Annotated in this window: 19 protein-coding genes and 1 pseudogene; 17 read left to right on the forward strand and 3 right to left on the reverse strand. The window is 41.4% G+C overall.

Annotation, left to right across the window (positions count from 1 at the left end; all coding sequences use genetic code 11):
- Window positions 1-107: 107 nt before the first annotated feature.
- Window positions 108-261, forward strand: a pseudogene (locus CHK_RS16945) (transposase); the annotation flags it as partial.
- Between the two features lie 28 nt (window positions 262-289).
- On the opposite strand, the gene CHK_RS11745 reads toward CHK_RS16945, so the two are convergent.
- Window positions 290-1,447 (reverse strand): diguanylate cyclase domain-containing protein, encoded by a 1,158-nt coding sequence (locus tag CHK_RS11745; protein ID WP_046444225.1) that lies wholly within the window; start codon window positions 1,445-1,447, stop codon window positions 290-292.
- Between the two features lie 366 nt (window positions 1,448-1,813).
- Window positions 1,814-2,428 carry a cytidylate kinase-like family protein gene (locus tag CHK_RS11755; RefSeq protein WP_046444227.1) on the reverse strand — a complete coding sequence of 205 codons (615 nt, stop codon included), beginning with the start codon at window positions 2,426-2,428 and terminating at the stop codon, window positions 1,814-1,816.
- Between the two features lie 100 nt (window positions 2,429-2,528).
- On the opposite strand from CHK_RS11755, the gene CHK_RS11760 reads away from it, so the two are divergent.
- Together CHK_RS11760 and CHK_RS11765 are read left to right on the forward strand one after the other, a co-directional pair.
- Window positions 2,529-3,923: an MATE family efflux transporter gene (locus CHK_RS11760; protein WP_046444228.1), complete on the forward strand. Its 1,395-nt coding sequence runs from the start codon at window positions 2,529-2,531 to the stop codon at window positions 3,921-3,923.
- An 84-nt stretch (window positions 3,924-4,007) separates the two neighbouring features.
- The gene (locus CHK_RS11765; RefSeq protein ID WP_046444229.1) at window positions 4,008-5,123 is read left to right on the forward strand and encodes an aminopeptidase; all 1,116 of its coding nucleotides are present in this window, start codon (window positions 4,008-4,010) and stop codon (window positions 5,121-5,123) included.
- A 135-nt stretch (window positions 5,124-5,258) separates the two neighbouring features.
- Here CHK_RS11765 and fba read toward each other — a convergent pair whose 3' ends face one another.
- Window positions 5,259-6,188, reverse strand: a complete 930-nt coding sequence (gene fba, locus CHK_RS11770; protein WP_046444230.1) for a class II fructose-1,6-bisphosphate aldolase — start codon at window positions 6,186-6,188, stop codon at window positions 5,259-5,261.
- A 194-nt stretch (window positions 6,189-6,382) separates the two neighbouring features.
- Between fba and CHK_RS11775 the strand changes: the two genes are divergently transcribed.
- The 14 genes from CHK_RS11775 to CHK_RS11840 all read left to right on the forward strand — a co-directional run bounded on the left by CHK_RS11775 (window position 6,383) and on the right by CHK_RS11840 (window position 20,932).
- Window positions 6,383-6,751 carry an EamA family transporter gene (locus CHK_RS11775; RefSeq protein ID WP_046444231.1) on the forward strand — a complete coding sequence of 123 codons (369 nt, stop codon included), beginning with the start codon at window positions 6,383-6,385 and terminating at the stop codon, window positions 6,749-6,751.
- Window positions 6,735-7,076 carry an EamA family transporter gene (locus CHK_RS11780; RefSeq protein ID WP_046444318.1) on the forward strand — a complete coding sequence of 114 codons (342 nt, stop codon included), beginning with the start codon at window positions 6,735-6,737 and terminating at the stop codon, window positions 7,074-7,076. The genes CHK_RS11775 and CHK_RS11780 overlap by 17 nt, the downstream gene beginning before the upstream one ends.
- Window positions 7,077-7,184: 108 nt before the next feature.
- Window positions 7,185-8,192: a type I glyceraldehyde-3-phosphate dehydrogenase gene (gene gap, locus CHK_RS11785; protein ID WP_046444232.1), complete on the forward strand. Its 1,008-nt coding sequence runs from the start codon at window positions 7,185-7,187 to the stop codon at window positions 8,190-8,192.
- 607 nt (window positions 8,193-8,799) lie between these two features.
- Window positions 8,800-9,819, forward strand: a complete 1,020-nt coding sequence (gene gmd / locus CHK_RS11790; RefSeq protein WP_046444233.1) for a GDP-mannose 4,6-dehydratase — start codon at window positions 8,800-8,802, stop codon at window positions 9,817-9,819.
- Between the two features lie 82 nt (window positions 9,820-9,901).
- Window positions 9,902-10,825: a GDP-mannose 4,6-dehydratase gene (locus tag CHK_RS11795; RefSeq protein WP_046444234.1), complete on the forward strand. Its 924-nt coding sequence runs from the start codon at window positions 9,902-9,904 to the stop codon at window positions 10,823-10,825.
- 41 nt (window positions 10,826-10,866) lie between these two features.
- The gene (locus tag CHK_RS15805; protein ID WP_052740553.1) at window positions 10,867-12,300 is read left to right on the forward strand and encodes an FkbM family methyltransferase; all 1,434 of its coding nucleotides are present in this window, start codon (window positions 10,867-10,869) and stop codon (window positions 12,298-12,300) included.
- Window positions 12,297-13,298, forward strand: coding sequence for a glycosyltransferase family protein (locus tag CHK_RS11805; RefSeq protein WP_046444235.1), 1,002 nt, complete (start codon window positions 12,297-12,299; stop codon window positions 13,296-13,298). The genes CHK_RS15805 and CHK_RS11805 overlap by 4 nt, the downstream gene beginning before the upstream one ends.
- A complete protein-coding gene (locus tag CHK_RS11810; protein WP_046444236.1) occupies window positions 13,299-14,333 on the forward strand; it encodes a glycosyltransferase family 4 protein in 1,035 nt (344 codons plus the stop codon).
- Window positions 14,330-16,996 (forward strand): glycosyltransferase family 4 protein, encoded by a 2,667-nt coding sequence (locus tag CHK_RS11815; protein ID WP_046444237.1) that lies wholly within the window; start codon window positions 14,330-14,332, stop codon window positions 16,994-16,996. The genes CHK_RS11810 and CHK_RS11815 overlap by 4 nt, the downstream gene beginning before the upstream one ends.
- Before the next feature lie 3 nt (window positions 16,997-16,999).
- The gene (locus CHK_RS11820) at window positions 17,000-17,770 is read left to right on the forward strand and encodes an ABC transporter permease (RefSeq protein ID WP_046444238.1); all 771 of its coding nucleotides are present in this window, start codon (window positions 17,000-17,002) and stop codon (window positions 17,768-17,770) included.
- A 12-nt stretch (window positions 17,771-17,782) separates the two neighbouring features.
- A complete protein-coding gene (locus tag CHK_RS11825; protein ID WP_046444239.1) occupies window positions 17,783-19,063 on the forward strand; it encodes an ABC transporter ATP-binding protein in 1,281 nt (426 codons plus the stop codon).
- Window positions 19,044-19,235: a hypothetical protein gene (locus CHK_RS11830; RefSeq protein WP_046444240.1), complete on the forward strand. Its 192-nt coding sequence runs from the start codon at window positions 19,044-19,046 to the stop codon at window positions 19,233-19,235. Before CHK_RS11825 ends, CHK_RS11830 begins: the two co-directional genes overlap by 20 nt.
- The gene (locus CHK_RS11835; RefSeq protein WP_046444241.1) at window positions 19,228-20,229 is read left to right on the forward strand and encodes an NAD-dependent 4,6-dehydratase LegB; all 1,002 of its coding nucleotides are present in this window, start codon (window positions 19,228-19,230) and stop codon (window positions 20,227-20,229) included. Before CHK_RS11830 ends, CHK_RS11835 begins: the two co-directional genes overlap by 8 nt.
- Window positions 20,222-20,932: a nucleotidyltransferase family protein gene (locus tag CHK_RS11840; RefSeq protein ID WP_046444242.1), complete on the forward strand. Its 711-nt coding sequence runs from the start codon at window positions 20,222-20,224 to the stop codon at window positions 20,930-20,932. Before CHK_RS11835 ends, CHK_RS11840 begins: the two co-directional genes overlap by 8 nt.
- Window position 20,933 lies beyond the last annotated feature (1 nt).

The raw sequence follows: 20,933 nt of genomic DNA on the forward strand, positions 1-20,933 counted from the left end.
GATTGTGGATAAGATTTGGATGTTATAGATTTGACGATGTGAAGTTGCCCCGCCCGGCGGGAAAGAAAAAAACTGCTGTTGAGACGATTGGGGGATTGTATTGAAGGTTGAGTATACCGCCCAAATACAGTATGTTAAGTTTTGCAGGATACTTAAAAGGGAAGAGTGCAATGATGCTGCCTGACAGGTACGCAAACCTAAAATATAAATTTGGGAACAGGCACTTTTTGGTTAATCGAATATTATGCAAGCACAGTGGGCTGAATGAAGCAACCCGTTTTACGGGTAGTCATGACTTTGGGCCCATGGCCTTTCGTTTGCGCTTCATGTCATACATCGCTGCGTCCGCGCGTTTGAGCGTATCGCCAAGCGTTTGATCCTGATCCGCAGAGAAAAGTGCATATCCAAAGGAAAAACTGAGCTTCGTATTATTTTCGAGCGCGTATTTTTCAACCGCATCCTTCATAGCGGAAACCAATGCGCGAACCTGATCCGGATTTTTTCCGCGCAGGATAACTGCAAATTCATCCCCGCCGATTCGGTATAGTACGTCCGGATAGGCGACCAGATTTTGCAGGATATTACTTCCTGTACGAATATACAGGTCGCCGGCGGCATGCCCCAGTAAATCGTTGATATTTTTCAAGCCGTCGAGATCGGCGACAATAAAACCGATCGTTTGTTTTCCCGCCAAAGCCTCAAGGTTATTCACAATAACGTCAAAGGAGTTCCTGTTGTGGAGCCCGGTCAGGATATCCGTATTTGCCAGATCGCGGTATGCAGGATTGGAAATACGCTTAAACAGGATCGCGGCTACAATGCCAGAAATAATACAGCACAGGATGATTACGATTGGCGTAACTATTTTCAGAAGCCGAAAGGTGACATATTGATGCGCGGCGTCAAACTCGATACCGACGACGCCCACAACCTCGCCTTCATGATGGATGGGAAAATATGTGACGAACACATACCCCCAGGAGGTGTCCTTGATTTCCTCCGGCATCACGACCTGGTTTTGGTAAGCGCGTTCGATGTCGGGAATGATTTCCGGTTCGAGAAGGTCTCCGGCATTGCGGAAGTCGCCGCTGTTTGAGGGAAGGCCGTCCACCAGATAGATGTATTCGCCGTCCGCCGTTCGTTTCGCCGTATATAGATAACGCACGCCCGCTGTGTTTTTCGCGGCTTCCAGCATTGATTTGGTTGAGGTATATTCTTCCTTTTGCATATCTTCAGCAGAATTAAGGTACAAGAAACTGTCCTTATCCAAATACTGCTCCAGATAATCATAAATTCCCTGGGAGCGTTCGCGCAGGGTGTCGATCATATCGTTGTAAGAAAGACTGTAGTTCAGGAAAAAGATCAGCCCGCAGGACGCAACGACAGCAATGGCGGTCATGATCCATACCTGGACATCAACCCGGCTCAGTTTTTTACGTTTTTTCATGGCTGCCGCTCCTCTCTTTTCTTCAAATTTTTTTGAAGAAAAGCGGTATCTGGCGCCGCAGAAACCGGTTGTTTCGCGTTTTTTCGGTTGGTCAAATGGCACATATCCATTGGAAAATCCTTTTCATCGATTGTATAAAGCACAAATTTCAACTTTGCGCAGAGTGTTCGATAATTCGATAAGATGATTACGACACGATCCACCCGATTAAAACGCCTTCAAAAGCTGGTGGCGAACAAAATATGACTTGTCAGGTAATGAATATGCGTAAAGCAGCCAGTGGCTGCGCCTGGCTTGATTCGAGATTGAAAACAGAAATAAAAACGGGGGAATCTGCCCCCGTTCTCCGCACAATAATCTGTGGGCCTAATCCTTGATCATCTCGATATAATCCTTAAGCAGTTCAACAGAATGATCGATCCCAATGCTGTCGCTGTTGAGCATCAGGTGATAGTTTTCCTTTTGCCCCCACTTCATGTCCGAATAATAATTGTAATAGGTCGCACGTTTTTTGTCCGATTTCAAAATAGCTTCCTTTAAGTTCGGCGCCTTCAGGTGGTAATCATTTTTCGCCCGCTCGATCCGATGGTTGATATCGGAATAAATGAAGATATTGATACAGTCCGGATGATTTGCCAGCACATAATCGGCACAGCGTCCGATGATGATGCAAGAACCCTTTGCCGCAACCTTGCGGATTACGTCCGCCTGAATCAGGAATAGTTTATCGTCAAGCGCCATGTCCGTTCCCCAGGAGGAAACGTTGCCAAGGCCGGAGGAAAGGTAATACATAAATTTACTGTTAGACTTCTCCTCGGCATTTTCAAAAAATTCTTCATTATAACCGCTTTCGCGCGCAGCCATTGTGATAAGTTCTTTATCGTAATAAGGAATTCCCAATATTTCTGCAAGCTTTTTGCCAATCGAGCGGCCGCCGCTTGCAAACTGTCTGGAGATTGTAATGATCGTATCGCTTTTCATAAGTAGATGCCTCCTTATTTTAGCCTTGTTTACATTATGCTTCCAATGTGCTAAAATGTCAATTCGTAAGCGGTAAAAAAGTAGGAAAGAAGTGATTGGGATGGAAGCTATCAAAGAAAACAAGATGGGTGTAATGCCTGTCAAGAAATTATTGGTGTCGATGTCGCTGCCGATTATGATATCGATGTTGGTGCAGGCACTATATAATGTAGTCGACAGTATTTTTGTAGGACAGTACAGTGAGAATGCTTTTGCGGCGGTTTCGCTCGCTTTTCCGGTGCAGATGCTGATTATCGCGGTTGCGGTCGGCACTGGCGTGGGCATGAACTCGCTCGTTTCAAGACGGCTGGGTGAAAAAAAGTACGACGACGCAAACGCCGGCGTTTCAACAGGTATTTTTTTGGGAATATTGAGCTGGATCGTATTTGCGATTTTCGGTATCTTTTTTTCGCGGATGTTTTTTGAAGCGTTTACGGTCGGGATTGAGGGAGGACCGGAAATTGCGGACATGGGTACGCAGTATATTTCGATCTGTACAATATTCTCGTTTGGCGTATTTATCCAGATTACCTGCGAACGTATCATGCAGTCAACCGGTATCACCATCTATAACATGATCACCCAGATTACAGGCGCGGTGATCAACATTATACTTGATCCGATTCTGATCTTCGGTATCGGGCCGTTCCCGGAAATGGGCGCTGCAGGTGCGGCAATCGCAACGGTGATCGGACAGATCGGGGCAATGCTCCTTTGCCTTTATTTTACAAACACAAAGGTAAAAGAAGTGAAAATACGGTTGAAGGGCTTCCGGCCCAAAAAACGGATTGTGGGAGAAATATACAAGGTGGGCGTGCCATCCATCATTATGCAGGCCATCACCTCCGTCATGATCGTTGGCTTTAACTTCATTCTGGTTGGCTTTTCCGCAGCGGCGGTTTCGGTTCTTGGCGCGTATTTTAAGCTGCAATCGTTTATATTTCTTCCGGTGCTTGGGCTTACAAACGGCCTGATACCGATTGTCGCGTACAATTACGGCGCGCGGCACAAAAAAAGGATTTTGGATTCAATCAAATTTGCAGTCGTTTTGGCAGTCTGTATTATGCTGGTGGGGATGCTTGTATTCCAGCTGTTCCCAACGGCGCTTTTGGAAATGTTTAATGCAACTCCCGCAATGCTTGATATCGGTGTGAATGCTCTGAGGATTATCAGCCTGTGTTTTGCATTTGCAGGAGTGGGAATCGTTTTTTCGTCGGTGTTCCAGGCGGTTGGCAACGGCGTGCTCAGCATGGTGGTTTCCCTTTGCCGCCAGATGGTCGTTATCTTGCCCGCAGCGTACCTGTTGGCGCAGTTTGGCGGACTCGACGCAGTCTGGTATTCTTTCCCGCTTGCGGAATGCGTATCCCTGCTGCTTAGCATCGTATTTTTCCGCTATGTGCATAAGCGGTATTTGAAGAACCTTGATAATCCGTTAGCCAACGTGCCGGGGATGTAAGGCGTATGTTTTCTTTGGCTTTGGTTGTGGTATAATAATAAGGTAAGAAAAATCACAACAGAAGAAACAGGGGTGAATAGAAAAATGGTAGATGAAAGAATCAAAAAGTTATGTCATACATTGGTCAATTATTCCTGCGGCGTAAAAAAAGGGGATAAGGTGTTGATCGACGTTTCCGGCTGCGACGACGCGCTTACCGAGCAGCTTGTGAAGGAAGTATACGCAGCGGGCGGGTATCCCTATTACGATACGCCGCACACGCACGTGCAAAGGCAATGGCTGATGCAGGCGACAAAGGAGCAGATCGAGGATATTACAAAATGGGCCAGCGCACGCATGAAGGAAATGCAGGCGTATATCGCATTCCGCGGAGGAGATAACGCTACGGAGCTTGCGGACGTACCGGCAGATAAAATGGAATTGTATCAGTCGATCTATTCCAAGCAGGTGCATCATGAATTGCGCGTGAAAAATACAAACTGGGTTATTTTGCGGTATCCGACGCCTTCCATGGCGCAGCAGGCAGGCATGAGCACGGAGGGTTTCGAACAGTTTTACTTTGACGTGTGCAACCTCGATTACCAGAAAATGTCAAACGCAATGGATCCGCTTTTGAACCTGATGAAAAAAACAGACAGGGTACATATCAAAGGACCGGGCACAGACCTGTCCTTCTCGATCAAGGATATTGGCGCTGTGAAATGCGACGGGCATATGAACGTGCCGGACGGGGAAGTGTATTCTGCGCCGGTGAAGGATAGTGTAAACGGCAGGATCACCTATAATACGCCGTCTTTTAACCAGGGTTTTAAGTATGAGAACGTAAGCCTGCTGTTTAAGGATGGTAAGATCATCGAGGCGACGTCCAACGATACCAAGAGAATCAATCAGATTTTCGACACGGATGAAGGAGCGCGCTATGTAGGAGAATTCTCACTGGGTGTGAATCCTTATATCAACCATTCCATGGGGGATATCCTGTTTGATGAAAAGATTGCGGGATCAATGCACTTTACGCCGGGCAGCTGCTACGATGACGCATACAACGGAAATGAAAGCGCTGTCCATTGGGATCTCGTATTGGTGCAGACGCCTGAAATGGGCGGCGGCGAGATATGGTTTGACGACGTGTTGATCCGCAAGGATGGTATGTTTGTTGTAGATGAGCTGAAAGGGCTCAATCCGGAAAACCTGAAATAGTAAGAAGAGATCAGTTCACGGGAGATGGCAATTTTCTGCAAACGCTGCAAGCGTAGAAATCTGAGGAACTGCAATAAAAAAGCTCTTTGCATTTTGCAAAGAGCTTTTTGTATGTCACGATTTGGGTTATCTGATTCACGCCTTGTTATCGCAGCCGAGAACATCAACGATCTTGTGGGCAACCATTTGCTTGATCGCTTCACGTGCCGGTTTCAGGTACTGGCGCGGATCAAAATCTGCAGGATGCTCTGCAAAATATTTGCGGATCGTACCCGTCATTGCAAGACGAAGGTCAGAGTCGATGTTGATTTTGCATACAGCGCTTTCCGCAGCCTTGCGGAGCAGGTCTTCCGGAACGCCCTGTGCGCCGGGCATATCCCCGCCGTATTTATTGATCATTTCTACAAATTCAGGAATAACAGAGGATGCGCCATGCAGAACAATCGGGAACCCGGGAAGGATTTCCGTTACCTTTTCAAGGATGTCGAATCTCAGCTTCGGTTCGCCTTTGAATTTGAAAGCGCCGTGGCTTGTGCCGATTGCGATCGCAAGGCTGTCAACGCCTGTTTTGCTTGCGAATTCATAAACCTCTTCCGGTCTTGTGTAAGAGGAATCCTCAGCGGAGACCTGAACTTCGTCCTCAACGCCCGCAAGTCTTCCAAGCTCGCCTTCAACCACTACGCCGCGGTCGTGAGCATACTCAACAACGCGCTTTGTAACAGCGATGTTTTCCTCGAAAGGAAGGTGGGAGCCGTCGATCATGACGGATGTAAATCCGCCGTCGATGCAGGATTTGCAGGTCTCAAAGCTGTCGCCGTGGTCAAGGTGAAGGCAGATCGGCAGACCTGTCTCTTCCAGTGCGGCCTCAACGAGCTTTGTGAGATAAATCGGGTTCGCGTAGTTGCGCGCGCCCTTGGAAACCTGAAGGATCAGCGGTGCGTTCAAATCTTTTGCAGCTTCCGTGATTCCCTGGATGATCTCCATGTTGTTCACATTGAAAGCGCCGATCGCATAACCGCCCTTATAGGCTTTTTCAAACATTTCTTTGGTAGTAACTAATGGCATATATAAACTCCTCCTTAAATTATATTCCATAGACGTATTTCATTATACTATCTGTCGCAGAAAATAACAATAGCGCGGGGAGCAAAACATTTTGAAGATGATGATAGACACATTGGAAAAATGAGAATAAGAAATACAGTTGACATTTTTACGCGAAAAAAGTAGCATAGAATATGCGCGAGGAGGTTTCATCCATGAAAGATATCACAAAAAAAAGCGGATGGCGGAGCATACTTTTTTTGCAGGCTATCATCGTGATTTATACATTTTCAAGCGTGTGTGGGAAAATGGCGACACACGGAAATGAATTTATGTCAAAAATGTTCATTATCTTTATTTTACTTGATTTTGTTTTACTTGCTATATATGCGCTGTTGTGGCAGCAGGCGCTGAAACGGTTTGACCTTAATGTCGCATATGCAAACCGTTCAGTGGTCATTATTTGGTCGATGGTATGGTCAGCGCTTATTTTTCAGGAAAGGATTACCGTGGCGAACATAATCGGGACTGCGATTATTATAACCGGCACGATGTTGGTGAATACAGATGCTGAATCTAAATAGTGTATTGATTATGTTATGCGGTGTAACTATTGCTGCATTTTCCCAGATTTTATTAAAGACAAGCGCAAATCAAGAGCACACGACATTTTGGAAACAGTATCTCAACAAGCGCGTTATCATTGGATATTTGATGCTTCTTGTTTCCATGCTGCTTGCGGTTTGGGCGTATTCGGGAATGGACTATAAATATGGACCTGCGATTGAGTCTGTTGGGATGGCTTTGGTTGCAATTTTGAGCTGTATTATTTTAAAGGAAAAAATGACAAAACGCAGACTTGCGGGAACCATTTTGGTCATTATCGGATTAATTGTATTTTGCTTGTGAGAAGATAGGCAAAAGCTGTTGCAAAACGGGACATAATCACATATAATGAAATACGTACGCAAAATAAAGCACAATTTATTTTAATAATTTTAGGAGGGTTTCACAATTATGGCTATTAAAGTTGGCATTAACGGCTTTGGCAGAATCGGTAGACTGGTTTTCCGTGCTTCGACGAAAAACCCGAACATCCAGGTAGTGGGGATCAACGACCCTTTCATCGATCCTGAGTATATGGAATATATGCTCAAATACGATACGGTTCACGGCAGATTTGACGGTGAGGTATCCCATAAAGACGATGCAATCATTGTAAATGGAAATGAAATCAAAGTATTTGACAAAATGAACCCGGTTGAAATTCCGTGGGGAGAAATCGGTGCGGATTACGTTGTGGAATCCACAGGCGTATTCACAACGACAGATAAAGCAAAGGCTCATCTCGAAGCCGGTGCAAAACAGGTTGTTATCTCCGCTCCGTCTGCGGATGCTCCGATGTTCGTAATGGGTGTTAATAATAAAACATATGATCCGTCAATGACGATCGTTTCCAACGCATCGTGCACGACGAACTGTCTTGCTCCGCTTGCGAAAGTCATCAACGACAACTTTGGCATCAAAGAAGGCCTTATGACGACGGTTCACGCAACGACGGCAACACAGAAGACGGTTGACGGTCCTTCCAAGAAGGATTGGAGAGGCGGCAGAGGCGCTGCGTTCAACATCATTCCTTCTTCCACAGGCGCTGCAAAAGCGGTTGGCAAGGTCATTCCGGAACTGAACGGTAAGCTCACTGGTATGGCGTTCCGCGTACCGACGGCTGACGTTTCGGTTGTAGACCTCACCTGCGTGCTCGAGAAGGGCGCTTCTTATGACGAAATCAAGGCTGCAATGAAGAAAGCTTCCGAGTCGGAAGAATTCAAAGGTATCATCGGCTATACAGAAGATGCTGTTGTATCCTCCGATTTCATTACAGATGCAAGAACGTCTATTTTCGACGCGGCTGCCGGCATCAGCCTCAACGACAATTTTGTGAAGCTGGTTGCATGGTATGACAACGAGTGGGGTTATTCGAACAAAGTGCTGGATTTGATTTCTTATATCGATTCTGTGAAATAAGCTGTTAAATAGGCACTCGCAGGAATGCGATAACAAAGCGGTTTTATAAGTGAAGCGCAGTGGACTACGGAAAAGGCAAAAGTGTGAAGACAACGGTTCGGGTTTTCGTAGCCAGCAGGTGTGAAACACAAAAAGCCGCATAAAAAGTGCAAGAAAAGCGTCTTTTCGATAGAACGAATGTTCAGGAGAAAGGATGCTTTTTTGTATGCCTTTGCAAAGTGCAGCTTAAATTTTTCTGCCACACTGTCGGCCTCAATGAATCGTATGTTCTATTTCACTCGGTGGCGCTTTGAAAAATCCATCCTGCCTACACACATAACATACAAAAACGATACCGTTAATTGCTTAAGTAGCAGCTTAGGATATATATGAGAGGATACTATCTCATGGACAGGAGATATCATTTTTTTCTTTATGAACATATTATTGATTGCCAAAACAAAAGGTGAATTTTAATAAGTAAAAGCAGGGAAAATACCGATCAATATGCTTTTAATGTAATTTATTGGATTCGTGTAGAAGCCTCTTTTGAAAAGGAGCCATTTGTTGACTTGAATTACAAAAAAAGATATACTAGCATTATTAAGAATTGAGGAGATTTTTTTGAATGAGTAAAAATGCTTTGATTACGGGTATTACGGGTCAAGACGGATCTTATCTTGCGGAGCTTTTGTTGGAAAAAGGCTACAATGTTTATGGAATTATGAGAAGGAAAAGTGTGATTGATTATGGAAATGTCGATCATATTAAGGATAAGTTGAATTTTATCTATGCCGATATGACGGATATCGTTTCTTTAATTAGTGCAATGCGTCTTTCTCAAGCTGATGAGGTTTATAATCTGGCAGCTCAGTCGTTTGTTGCCACAAGCTGGGAACAACCAATCGCAACGGCAGATATCGATGCTCTTGGAGTTACCAATATGCTCGAAGCTATTCGAACCATAAAACCGGAAGCTCGATTTTATCAGGCCTCAACTTCCGAAATGTTTGGCTTGGTGCAAGAAATCCCACAAAGTGAAACGACGCCGTTTTATCCTCGAAGCCCTTATGGTGTTGCAAAGCTTTATGGGCATTGGATTACAAAAAATTATCGAGAGAGTTATGATCTTTTTGCTTGCTCAGGTATTTTATTTAATCATGAATCTGAGCGCAGGGGAAAAGAATTTGTTACGCGGAAAATCACGGATGCTGTTGCAAGAATCAAGTTGGGAAAACAAAATTGTTTGGAACTGGGAAACATGGATGCAAAACGTGATTGGGGACACTCAAAGGATTATGTTAAGGCCATGTGGCTAATGTTACAACAAGATACGCCGGATGATTATGTTGTTGCTACCGGTGAGACACGTACGGTTAGAGAGTTTATACAAGCGGCCTTTGATGCAGCCGGAATAGAAATCGAATTTCATGGGAAAGGCCGTGATGAATACGCAATCAGAAAAGATTCCGGGGAAACGGTTGTAAAGGTTAACCCTAAGTTTTTCCGCCCGGCAGAAGTTGAGCTATTGCTGGGAAATCCGGAAAAAGCTGAAACGAACCTCGGATGGAAAAGAGAGATTTCCTTTGCAATGCTGGTGGAGCGTATGGTTAAAAATGATTTGTTACGAGTTGAAAAAGAACAGTAAGTTAAATAGTAAGAAATGGTAGTCCGGAAGGAGAGCGCAGCGTATTAGATTGGGGAGATTTCGGCAAGGATGAGGTATATGGATGAAGGCCTTAATAACAGGGATTAACGGTTTTGTTGGAAAATATCTGGAAACAGAACTAAAAAACAATGATTACGAAGTATATGGGATTGACATTACTGGAAAAAGAGAGAATGTCTTCACGTTAGATTTAGCACATAAAGAATCAGTGACTGATATCATTAAAAACGTTAATCCTGATTATATTTTTCATTTGGCTGGACAGGCAAGTGTAAAGGAATCCTGGAATATTCCGCTTGAGACACTGCATTGTAATGTGGATAATGCAGTGAATTTGCTAGATGCGATGTATTCAGAATGTCGGGAATCCAGATTGGTCGTTGTTGGTTCGGCAGATGAATATGGGATTGTAAGTCCTGATCAATGCCCGCTGAAAGAGACACGGGCATTGTGTCCGTCGACTCCATATGCAATATCTAAACAGACACAGGAAAGTATTGTCGGCTGTCTTGCAAAGGTAAGGAATATGGACGTAGTATTTGCGCGCCCTTTTAATCATACAGGCCCCGGGCAAAAAAGAGGCTTTGTCATCCCTGATTTTGCAGCACGCATCATTGAGATTAAAAAAAACGGCGGCGATATGAAAATTGGAAATTTGAAAGCAAAACGAGATTTTTCCGATGTGCGGGATGTTGTGCGTGCGTATAGGCTTCTTGCGGAAAAAGGGAAATGTGGAGAGGTATATAACGTTGGATCCGGAGAGGCATTTAGCATCGAATGGATTTTATATAAGATGCTGGAAATTGCGGAGATATCTCCCGAAGTTACATGTGACGCTGATAATCTGAGGCCTCTTGATATGCCAATATTTGTTGCTGATTGCAGCAAGATTTTGTTTGAGACAGGCTATTTTCCACAAATCAGGATTGAAGATACACTCAGGGAAGTGCTTGATTTTTATGCGAAGAAATATAATGAAAAATGATATATTATCTAAAGTAAGGACGCGAGGGAAAGAACAGGTAAATGGATAATCCGACGAAACGATATATTAGTCAAAAACTAAATTATGAAGCTGTAAAGCACACCCAAGAATTTGTTAGAATAAGTGATAAGATTGATTTGTCTGTTTTTATGGAATTGGCGGGAGAAGAATTTGTACAACGATCTTTTCCACTGGCACTTTTGCGCCATCCAACTGAAATAGAAGTAGAAAATTTCAGAAATTTGATCAAAACAGGTGCAGCAAATCCTGTACTTGCTTATATCATCTTAAGTAGCGATGAGATACCGGGTGAACTGGAAAAAGTGAATATAGATATATATCGAAAATCGTATAAACAGTATTTGGTAAAAAGAAAGCTGAGAAATAACAAATTTTTTCGGTGGATACATGCGTTTTTTGTTATGCCGACAAGGACAAAGTATTACATAGAGCGTTCCCACGAAAGAGAAATGAATATGACTCAGATGCTGGGCCAGATGAATGAAAAAATCAATAAACTGGATCAAGTGAATAGAAAAATCAATAAACTGGATCGGCTGGATGAGATCGCTTTTGCCAATGCGAAAATGGAAGATGAAATAGCGGAGCTTAAGCAAAAGATTGTTTCAGCCGAAAGCGAAGTAAAATGTTTGGAGAAGCATTTATTCGAAATACAGGATTTGATTGTTAAAAAATCGGATCTTTGCAAAACCATGGTCACTTCCGGGGTGGGAGGCGTGATTGCGGTACAATTGGCTCAATTTACAATAGGGGTTCCATCTGAAGAATGGAGGTTGGCAATGTATTTGAGCATCAATGGTCATTTTGAGCAAGGCTCTGAGAAATGCTTTGACCGCTTGCTAAAGCCAGGAATGCGAGTGCTGGATATAGGTGCGAATTTAGGAATATATTCGCTTTATGCTGCTAGAAAGCAGTGTGAGGTTTACGCATTTGAACCGACACCTAATATTTTTAATTTGTTAAATGAAAACTTTAAAATGAATGGTTTTGAAAATTATAAAAAGATACATACCTATAATTTAGCTGTTGCTGAGAAAGAAAAAATTGTCGCATTCGGTGTAAATGAAACAATGAATGGCCATAATTCGATGTTTCCGGAAGGCGGAAGTAAAGAAATTACTGTTAATGCAGTAGCAATTGATGAATTCTTGCCAGACTTAAAAGTTGATATGGTTAAAATAGACGTAGAAGGTGCCGAGCCTTTTGTGCTGGAAGGCATGATAAAAACAATTAAAAACAATCCGAATATAAAAATATTGATGGAGTTCGGAAGAAACAATTTCATTCGTGCAGGTCTGGAACCGGAAAACATACTTGATCAAATTCTTGAAATAGGATTGAAAATTAAAATTATTAGTGAAGAAACCGGAGTACTGGAACCGTATGATAAACAAAGACTGCTGCAGTCCAATACGGAAAATCTGTTGCTTTCGTTCGAGGAGATAGATAGATGAATGTAATGATTGGGACAGCCATAAATAACGCTAACAATGAAGAGATTGAGTTTGCAAATCATGCTGCTTCTTTTTTCCGCAAAGAAAAATACAATGTGGAAGAGTTTTCGTTACCATTTTGTGATGATCTGATTGGAATGGTGGAGCAACTATTTGCTTACCGCTTGATGGATATAGGACGAAACGCTGATGTATTGATAACAGTAGGTTATCCGGCATTCGTGATTGAGCATCCCCAAAAGGAGGTATTCCTTTTTTCTATGGAATCTCAGATACATGAATTGTGGAGGTCAAAATATGGTGCGTGTCAAGATGCTTCCTATATTGCATTGCGAGAACAAATTTTAGGAATAGAAATGCGCGCCCTTTCAGAAGCGGCGCATATTTTTTGCGCCTCCAATTCGTTAAAACAAGATATACAAAAACGATTCGGCGCCAATACTGATACGTTTCGATATGGAAATGTTTTTGAAATTCAAAATAGATTAGCGGGTGAGAACATTTTTGCGATTGAAACCAATTTGTTGCCGGAAGAAAGATGGGATTTGTTGATACAAGCCTTTTCATCTGTTAAGAAAAATGCAAAATTAAAGGTATATGTTCATGGCAGCAGCGTGCTATTGGCAAGAGCATTTCGCTTATATGTAGCGGAGCAGGGATGTGGAGACTCGGTACAGATAATAGAAAGAGAAATGCTGCCGCAGGATTTTGAAGAAACAACAGCGGTTGTAAACTTTACTTACAAAACAAGAAGAATTCCATCATACATCTGGACTGCGCTGGATGCTGGAATTTCAGTTATTGCTACATCTGATTCAGATGCTATTGTAGAATTAGATAAGGGAATTATCATTGCAGAGCCCCAAAAGGAAGCGGTTGCAGGAGCAATGATAAATGTGATAGAGAACCATGATACAAGAAATTGTGCTGAAAAGAGAAGAACAAAAGATCAGATGGAAAGTCAGTTGGCAGGGATTCTGAAAGGCATGGTGAAATAGATGAGGGTTGCAGTGGTAAATTCTATGCTTCCCTATATTCGGGGAGGGGCGGAAATTCTCGCCGATGATTTAGTGGAGCAGTTGAGGCTTTTCGGGCACGAAACTGATTTGATTAAAATTCCTTTTCCAAGTGACTATGAAGGACCTTTAATGAATACAATTACTGCATCAAGGTTGTTGCGGTTCGACGCATATGAGAGAGTAATTGCATTTAAGTTTCCAGCATATTGTATACGGCATGAAGGAAAAGTAATGTGGCTTTTGCATCAATTCAGGCAAATGTACGAATTGAATGGAACTGAGTATGGGTTAGAGCAAAATGAAGTCACGAAGAGAATGTACCAGATAGTAAAAAAAGCAGATGATTTGGAGATCGTAAATTCGCGTCATATCTATACGATCGCGAAAGAAGTGTCTAAGCGGTTGATGACTTATAATGGTATCCCTTCAGAGGTTATTTACACTCCGCTAAAGGATAGGAAAATTTATCATTGTGAAAAAACGGGAGGCTATATTTTTTATCCAAATCGTATTAATTCCATGAAAAGACAGCATTTGGCTGTACAGGCAATGAAGTATGTCAAAAGCGGAGTGAAACTTATCATTGCGGGACAGTGCCCAGAGCATGAATATATGAAAACTATGACTGATTTTATCGCAGAAAATAAGATTGATGATAAAGTTACCATTATGGATGAATGGATTACAGATGAGAAAAAGGCAGAGTTGCTTTCAAAATGTCTGGGTGTGATCAGTATTCCTTATAAAGAAGATTCGCCTGGACTTGTTACGCAAGAGGCCCAGTATTCATGCAAAGCTGTAATAACTTGTTTTGATTCAGGTGGCACGAATGAATTTGTTGAAGACGGTGTAAATGGATATATTGTAGAAAATGATCCGGAACAAATTGCCAAGAAGATGGATCAACTATACGAGGATAAACAAAAGGCGGAAAAGATGGGACTGGCGGGATATAACAGTGTTATCGAAAAAGATATAACTTGGGAAAGCACAATCAGGAGGCTTCTTAAATGAAATTTGCTTGGTTTACTCCATTTGACCATACAAGTGCAATCGGAGCAATTAGTAATATAGTATGTGAAGAATTGATAAAACAAGGGCACGAAGTGGTAATCTATGCCGCGAAGGGAGAGAAGTTTCGTGAGACAAATGTTCCGTTCAGCGAATATACATCAGACACCCTGAATATAGATATGTTGAAAGAGTACGATCATGTTCTTTATAACTTAGGAAATTATGGTTTGTTTCATCACGAAATATACAAGACGCTTGTTAAATTCCCCGGGAAAGTGATTTTGCACGACAGGACTTTAAATGGCTTTTTTCGGCAGCTTTACAAAGAAGAAGATTGTGGAGGCAATTTGGATAAAGGTTATACTTTATTCTGTAAGGCTATGGAGGAATGTTATGGTACAGAAGGCCTGAAAAAAGCAACTGAACTGTATCATTTTGATACAGAAACGGATGAAATCATGGGACTTATGTCAGAATATACTCTTTTACCCAAAGCGCTTCGGAAAGCGACGGGTGTATTTACGCATGCAAATTCATTTTTGAAAGAATTAGCCGATGATTATTTAGGCCCAATGGATTACGCTTATCTGCCATGTGAAACCAAGAGCTCCGAAGGAGCGGGAGAAGTGTCCGAAGAAATAAGAAAAAAGTTTAAAAGCAACGGAAAATTGCTGGTTATTTCTAATGGTTTGATTCATAAAATCAAAAGAAATCATATTATGGCGGAAGTCCTTGCGGAAAATCCTCAGATTGCGGCGAAGCTCAATTTCGTATTGATTGGCAGCTACGGTGGTGAATATGGTGAGAGACTTAAAAAAATGTCAGAGAATGAACTCGAAAATTGCATGTATCTCTTGGGATATCAACCAAACGATATTATGGAAAGCTTTTTACAACAGGCGGACATTGCGGTTAATTTGAGATATCCAAATTCAGAGGTGTGCTCTTTGTCACTTCTTGAACAAATGTCATATGGAAAGCCTGTTATAGCGACAAATAGTGGAATATTTGGAGAATTGCCAAATGATGCTGTTATTAAGATTGAACTTGAAGACGAAAAAGAACAACTAAAAGCGGCGCTTATGCGGTTGATTGATGATCAGAAGTTGCGTGAGAAGACGGGAACAAATGCCAGAAAATTTGTCAGGGATAATTGTGCCGTGGAAAACTATGTTTCAAGATTGCTGCATTTTTTGAAGAGTTGCGAAACAATCAACAAAGAAAACGAATTGGTTAATAAGATTCTAAATCGAGCGGGGAAAACACTCGGATTCCTGAATGTGAAAGAAACTCAAATACCATCTTCCGTTTTCCATGTGCAAAAGGAATATGAAGCTTTGCTTGGGGATAGCAAGTGCGAAAAAACTTCGCAATTCAAAACGGTGGGCATCTGGTTTGGATTTTCATATTATATCCAAAATTTGAGCAGGGAAGGAATATCCAGATTTATGGGATGTTTGGTGACAGCTCTGTTGGAGTGTTACCCTTTGGATATGGAAATATGGTGTTATGACGAAAATTTGGATGAAATTCAAATTATTTTCGAGGCAATACTGAAAGAACCCTCACTACGTAACCGTGTTCGGTTTATAACAGAAAAAAACTATAAGGAAATTTTAGGAATCAATGACTCCAGAAAATATCTTTCATGGGAAACACTACCAAAAGAAGTACGGCTTGGTTATATCGCAAGGGAGTTTTCGTTTGCTGATGTTTTTGTACCGGCAATAATATATCTTGACAATGTAGTGCTGACAGATAAACCGATTATTGTACCGGCACATGATATGGCAGTTGCCTATCATTATAATGATTTTGTTGGCAGGGATGAGACTTATATCAGTCGTTGCCGGGATATTATTGATCGTGCAAATAACTTGGCGCGTGTGGGAGCAAAATTAGTCAGCGCAAGTGAATTTGTGCGCAAGGAACATATTCTGAACAATATTCCATGTTCGCGTGAGGAAAAGACTTTTGTGATACCGTTTCCGGTATTTATGTCTGAAAGAGTCCAGGATGAAATTTTATCAGAAAGAGAACTCAGAGAAAGATTTCGGTTAACGGATCCTTATTTGTTTTATCCCAGTCAGATTCGGCCACATAAGAATGTAGGGCGTTTACTGGAAGCCTTTTCAATCGTAAGAGAATCAATGCCTAAATTAAAGCTGGTATTGACGGGAGATGTAAAAGATGTCCTGGAAACGTATGAAAAGCTGAAAAAACTTAATCTTGAAAATGCAGTTGTTATGTTGAAAAACGTGGCGGAAAATGAACTTTTTTCTTTATATCATTATTGCAGTGCTGTTGTCGTTCCAACTACGATGGAAGCAAATTTTCCAACCCAGGCGACAGAAGCATTGGCGTGTGACAGGCCGCTGGTTTTGTCTGAAATACCGGTTGTTTTGGAAAGAATTGGTAATGTTTGTGAAGATAATGAGGCATGTGGGTTGCAATTATTCGATCCTTGCGATACGAAAGATTTGGCGGACAAAATAAAATTTGTTCTTCAAAATGAGAAAGAAGTAATACGGTTGCAAAAAGAATTTCGCGAAAAATTACTGCGATATACATGGAACGATGCTGCTCAGGCATACTATAAATTAATGGATGATGCAATTCGAGAACAAACAAAAACGGTTGATTTGGCTCAAGGAGAAAGATAATATATGCAGCTTAAGGAATTATGGAATTACAGGGAGATGCTTGGCAGCCTTGTAAAAAAAGACTTAAAAACCAGATACAAGGGATCGGTCCTTGGATTTTTATGGACTTTTCTGAATCCGCTTTTACAATTACTGGTCTATTCACTTTTATTTTCTGTTATTATGCGGGCAAACATTGACAATTATGCAATGTTTTTGTTCGTGGCATTAGTCCCGTGGTTGTTTTTTTCTACTTCATTGGTAAGCGGTGCTTCCTGTATTATGGGCGCACAGGGATTGATTGAGAAGATATATTTCCCAAGAATTATCATACCGATTTCTGTTGTGTGCAGTAATTTTATGAATATGATATTTTCTTTTATCATTGTATTTTTAGCTCTTTTTTTTACAGGAGTAGGAGTTTCGGCAGTAGTTATCGTTTTGCCGGTAATCATGATCATAGAATTCTTTTTTGCTTTGGGTTTGACGTTAATCGTATCTGCTGTAAATGTATATTTTCGAGACTTGGAATATATTTTGGGGATACTGACACAGGTATGGATGTACTTGACACCAATTCTATATTCAGTCGATATGGTGCCACAGCAGCTTAAGGGCGTTTTGGATTTTAATCCAATGTCAAGCGTGATACTGGCCTACAGGGATATCCTGTTTTATCAAAGAATGCCTGATATGAGTACGTTGCTTTCCGCCGTGTTATGCGCTGTGGGTTCAATGGTGATAGGGGTATTTATATTCAATAAATTGCAACGAAGATTTGCTGAAGAATTATAGTGGAGACATGTTATGCCAATAGTAATTGAAGTTGAAAATCTATACAAAAGTTTTAAAGTTTATTCCGATAAAGGAAGAACATTAAAAGAAAGATTGCTTTTTAAAAACAGAAGGGCCTTTGAAAACCGCGAGGTGCTCAAAGGTGTTAGTTTTACCATTGAAAAAGGTGAGACAGTTGGGCTGATAGGCCATAATGGCTGCGGAAAAAGCACCTTATTGAAACTTTTGACAAGAATTTTATATCCGGATCAGGGAAGTGTTAAAGTGGAAGGACGCGTTTCCAGCTTGTTAGAGTTGGGAGCTGGTTTTCATCCGGATCTTTCCGGGCGGGAGAATATTTATGCAAATGCTGCGATTTTTGGATTGAAAAAGAAAGAAATTGATACAAGATTAAAAGAGATTATTGATTTTTCCGGTTTGGAAGATTTCATCGATAATCCGGTTAGGACTTATTCGTCAGGCATGTATACGAGACTTGCTTTTTCTGTTGCTATCAGCGTAGATGCAGATGTTCTTTTAGTTGATGAAATATTAGCGGTGGGAGACGTGAATTTCCAGCAAAAATGTCTAAAGAAAATGCGACAGCTCCGAGATAGTGGAGTTACAATCGTATATGTCACACACGATACCAATACGGTCAAAACATTTTGTACACGCGCGATGTGGATACATGAAGGGAAAATCCTTCGTGATGGTGAAGCTGGCGAAACAGTCGATGCTTATCTTGCTTATATGAATAAAGAAAAAATTGACGAACTGGGAAAAGAACAGGAAAAAGAAGAACAAAATAAAGAAGAACAAAAAAAAGAGCAGGACACTTCGGAGGTGGAGGAAGAAGCGCAGGTTGATGACAATCACTTTGGTTCGGGAGAGGTCATTGTGTCAGAGGCATATATGTTGAATGAAATGGGGAAAAAGACTACAGTACTTAAGCGTGGTGAAAAAGTCAGTTTAATGATCCATTATAAAATTTTAAAAGAGCAGCAAGGATATAATTTTGGCATGGGTTTTTTCACATCTGACGGGATAAACGTTTTTGGCACGAACATGAATATTGATAATATTTTTCCCAAGAAATTGCCGTTAGAAGGCACGGTCATGTTCACTATGGATAGTTTGCCGCTTTTAGAGGGGGAGTATAAACTAAACGTGGCCATTGTGAATGAAAATCAGGAGCCATTGGATTACTATCGTCATTATTCTGATTTTAGTGTTAATTCTGATAATAAAGCGATTGGCGTGGCTTATGTTGAGCATCGCTGGGAATTGCCTGATGAAACTGGTAGCAAATAATAGGGAGAAGTTATCATACGATGGAAGCGGACGTTTGCAAGACATGAAAGAACGATTTGTGAAACCGATTTGGAGCAAGGCCGGAACGAGTTTGCAATGGTATATGAATTATGGTAAAATAAACAACAAATTAGATTTTTTGTTTAGGGTGTTAGGAAGAAAATATGAATGATAATATAATAAAGAATAAGAAAGTTTTAGTGACGGGTGCAGATGGCTTTATTGGTTCTCATTTGTGTGAGATGTTGCTCGAAGAGGGAGCGGAAGTCACTGCGCTTAGCTATTATAATTCATTTAATAATTGGGGTTGGCTGGAAGACATCAAGAGATTAAAAGAGATACGTGTAGAATGTGGGGATGTCAGAGACAATGGTTTTTGTAACCAATTATTAAAGGGTCAAGAAATTGTCTTTAATTTAGCTGCGCTTATTGCGATTCCCTATTCGTATGTTGCGCCGCAAAGCTATGTAGATACAAATATACACGGCGCGTTGAATATTTGTCAGGCTGCGCTGAACGCAGGCGTGAAGCGGGTTATTCAGATATCTACAAGTGAAGTATATGGTACGGCACAGTATGTGCCGATTGACGAAAAACACCCCTTGCAACCACAGTCGCCTTATAGTGCGACTAAAATTGGATCGGACTCTATTGCAATGAGTTTTCATAATGCTTTTGACTTGCCGGTTGTGATTGCCCGGCCATTTAATACATATGGTCCGAGGCAATCAGCGCGCGCAGTAATTCCGACCGTGATTACGCAGATTGCCTCGGGTGCCAAGCAGATTAGACTAGGAGATGTATCACCGACAAGAGATTTTAATTATGTGAAGGATACATGTAAGGGCTTGATCCTATTGGCGGAGTGCGACAAGGCAGTTGGGGAAACGGTTAACATTGGTTCAAACTATGAAATCAGTATCTACGATACTGTTATGAAAATAAATGAAATTATGAACAGTCAAACAGAGATTGTTGTTGAAGACCAACGAATCAGGCCAAAAGGAAGCGAAGTAAAAAGACTTTGGTGTGATAATGGAAAAATCATTGCACTCACGGGTTTTGCGCCAGAATATGATATTGATTTGGGATTGCAGAAAACGATTGAATGGTTTTCTGATAAAGAGAATTTGAAAAAGTACAAAGCGGGGATTTACAATGTCTAGGAAAGCGGTTATATTATCAGGCGGTCTAGGAATGCGGCTACGGCCTTTTACAGAAGTAATTCCCAAGCCTCTTTTACCTATTGGGGAAAAGGCAGTGCTTGAAATACAAATTGAGCATTTGAAAAAACATGGATTCGAAGACATTTTTTTGGCAACAAATTATAAATCCGAATATATTGAAAATTTTTTTGGAGACGGCAGCAGGTATGGCGTTAATCTTGTCATTAGTAAGGAAGAAAAACCTTTGGGAACGGTAGGACCTATTACATTACTTCAAGATCAACTTAAGGATCAACCGTTTGTGGTGATGAATGGAGATATCGTTAGTCAAGTAGATATGTCTAAATTTTATGATTTTGCATGCGGTAATAAGGCTAAACTTAATGTCACAGTGAAGAAAATTATTACCCCATATGAATTTGGAAATATTTTTTTTGACGGCGATAGAGTAAAGAAAATTGAAGAAAAGGCGGATATTATAACATATGCGTTGGCAGGGATATATGTGATGAGTCCGCAAATTTTTGAATTGATTCCGAAAAATGAGTACTTCGGCATGGATAAGCTCATTTTGAAAATGCTTGGTCAGGATGATCCGATTTATAAATATGAGATCGATGAATATTGGCTTGATATTGGTCGTATGAATGATTATGAAGAAGCGAACAACGCGTATGAAAAAATGATGGGGGACAGCAACTGAT

It is taken from the genome of Christensenella hongkongensis, assembly GCF_000981035.1.
GTDB classification, from domain to species: domain Bacteria; phylum Bacillota; class Clostridia; order Christensenellales; family Christensenellaceae; genus Christensenella; species Christensenella hongkongensis.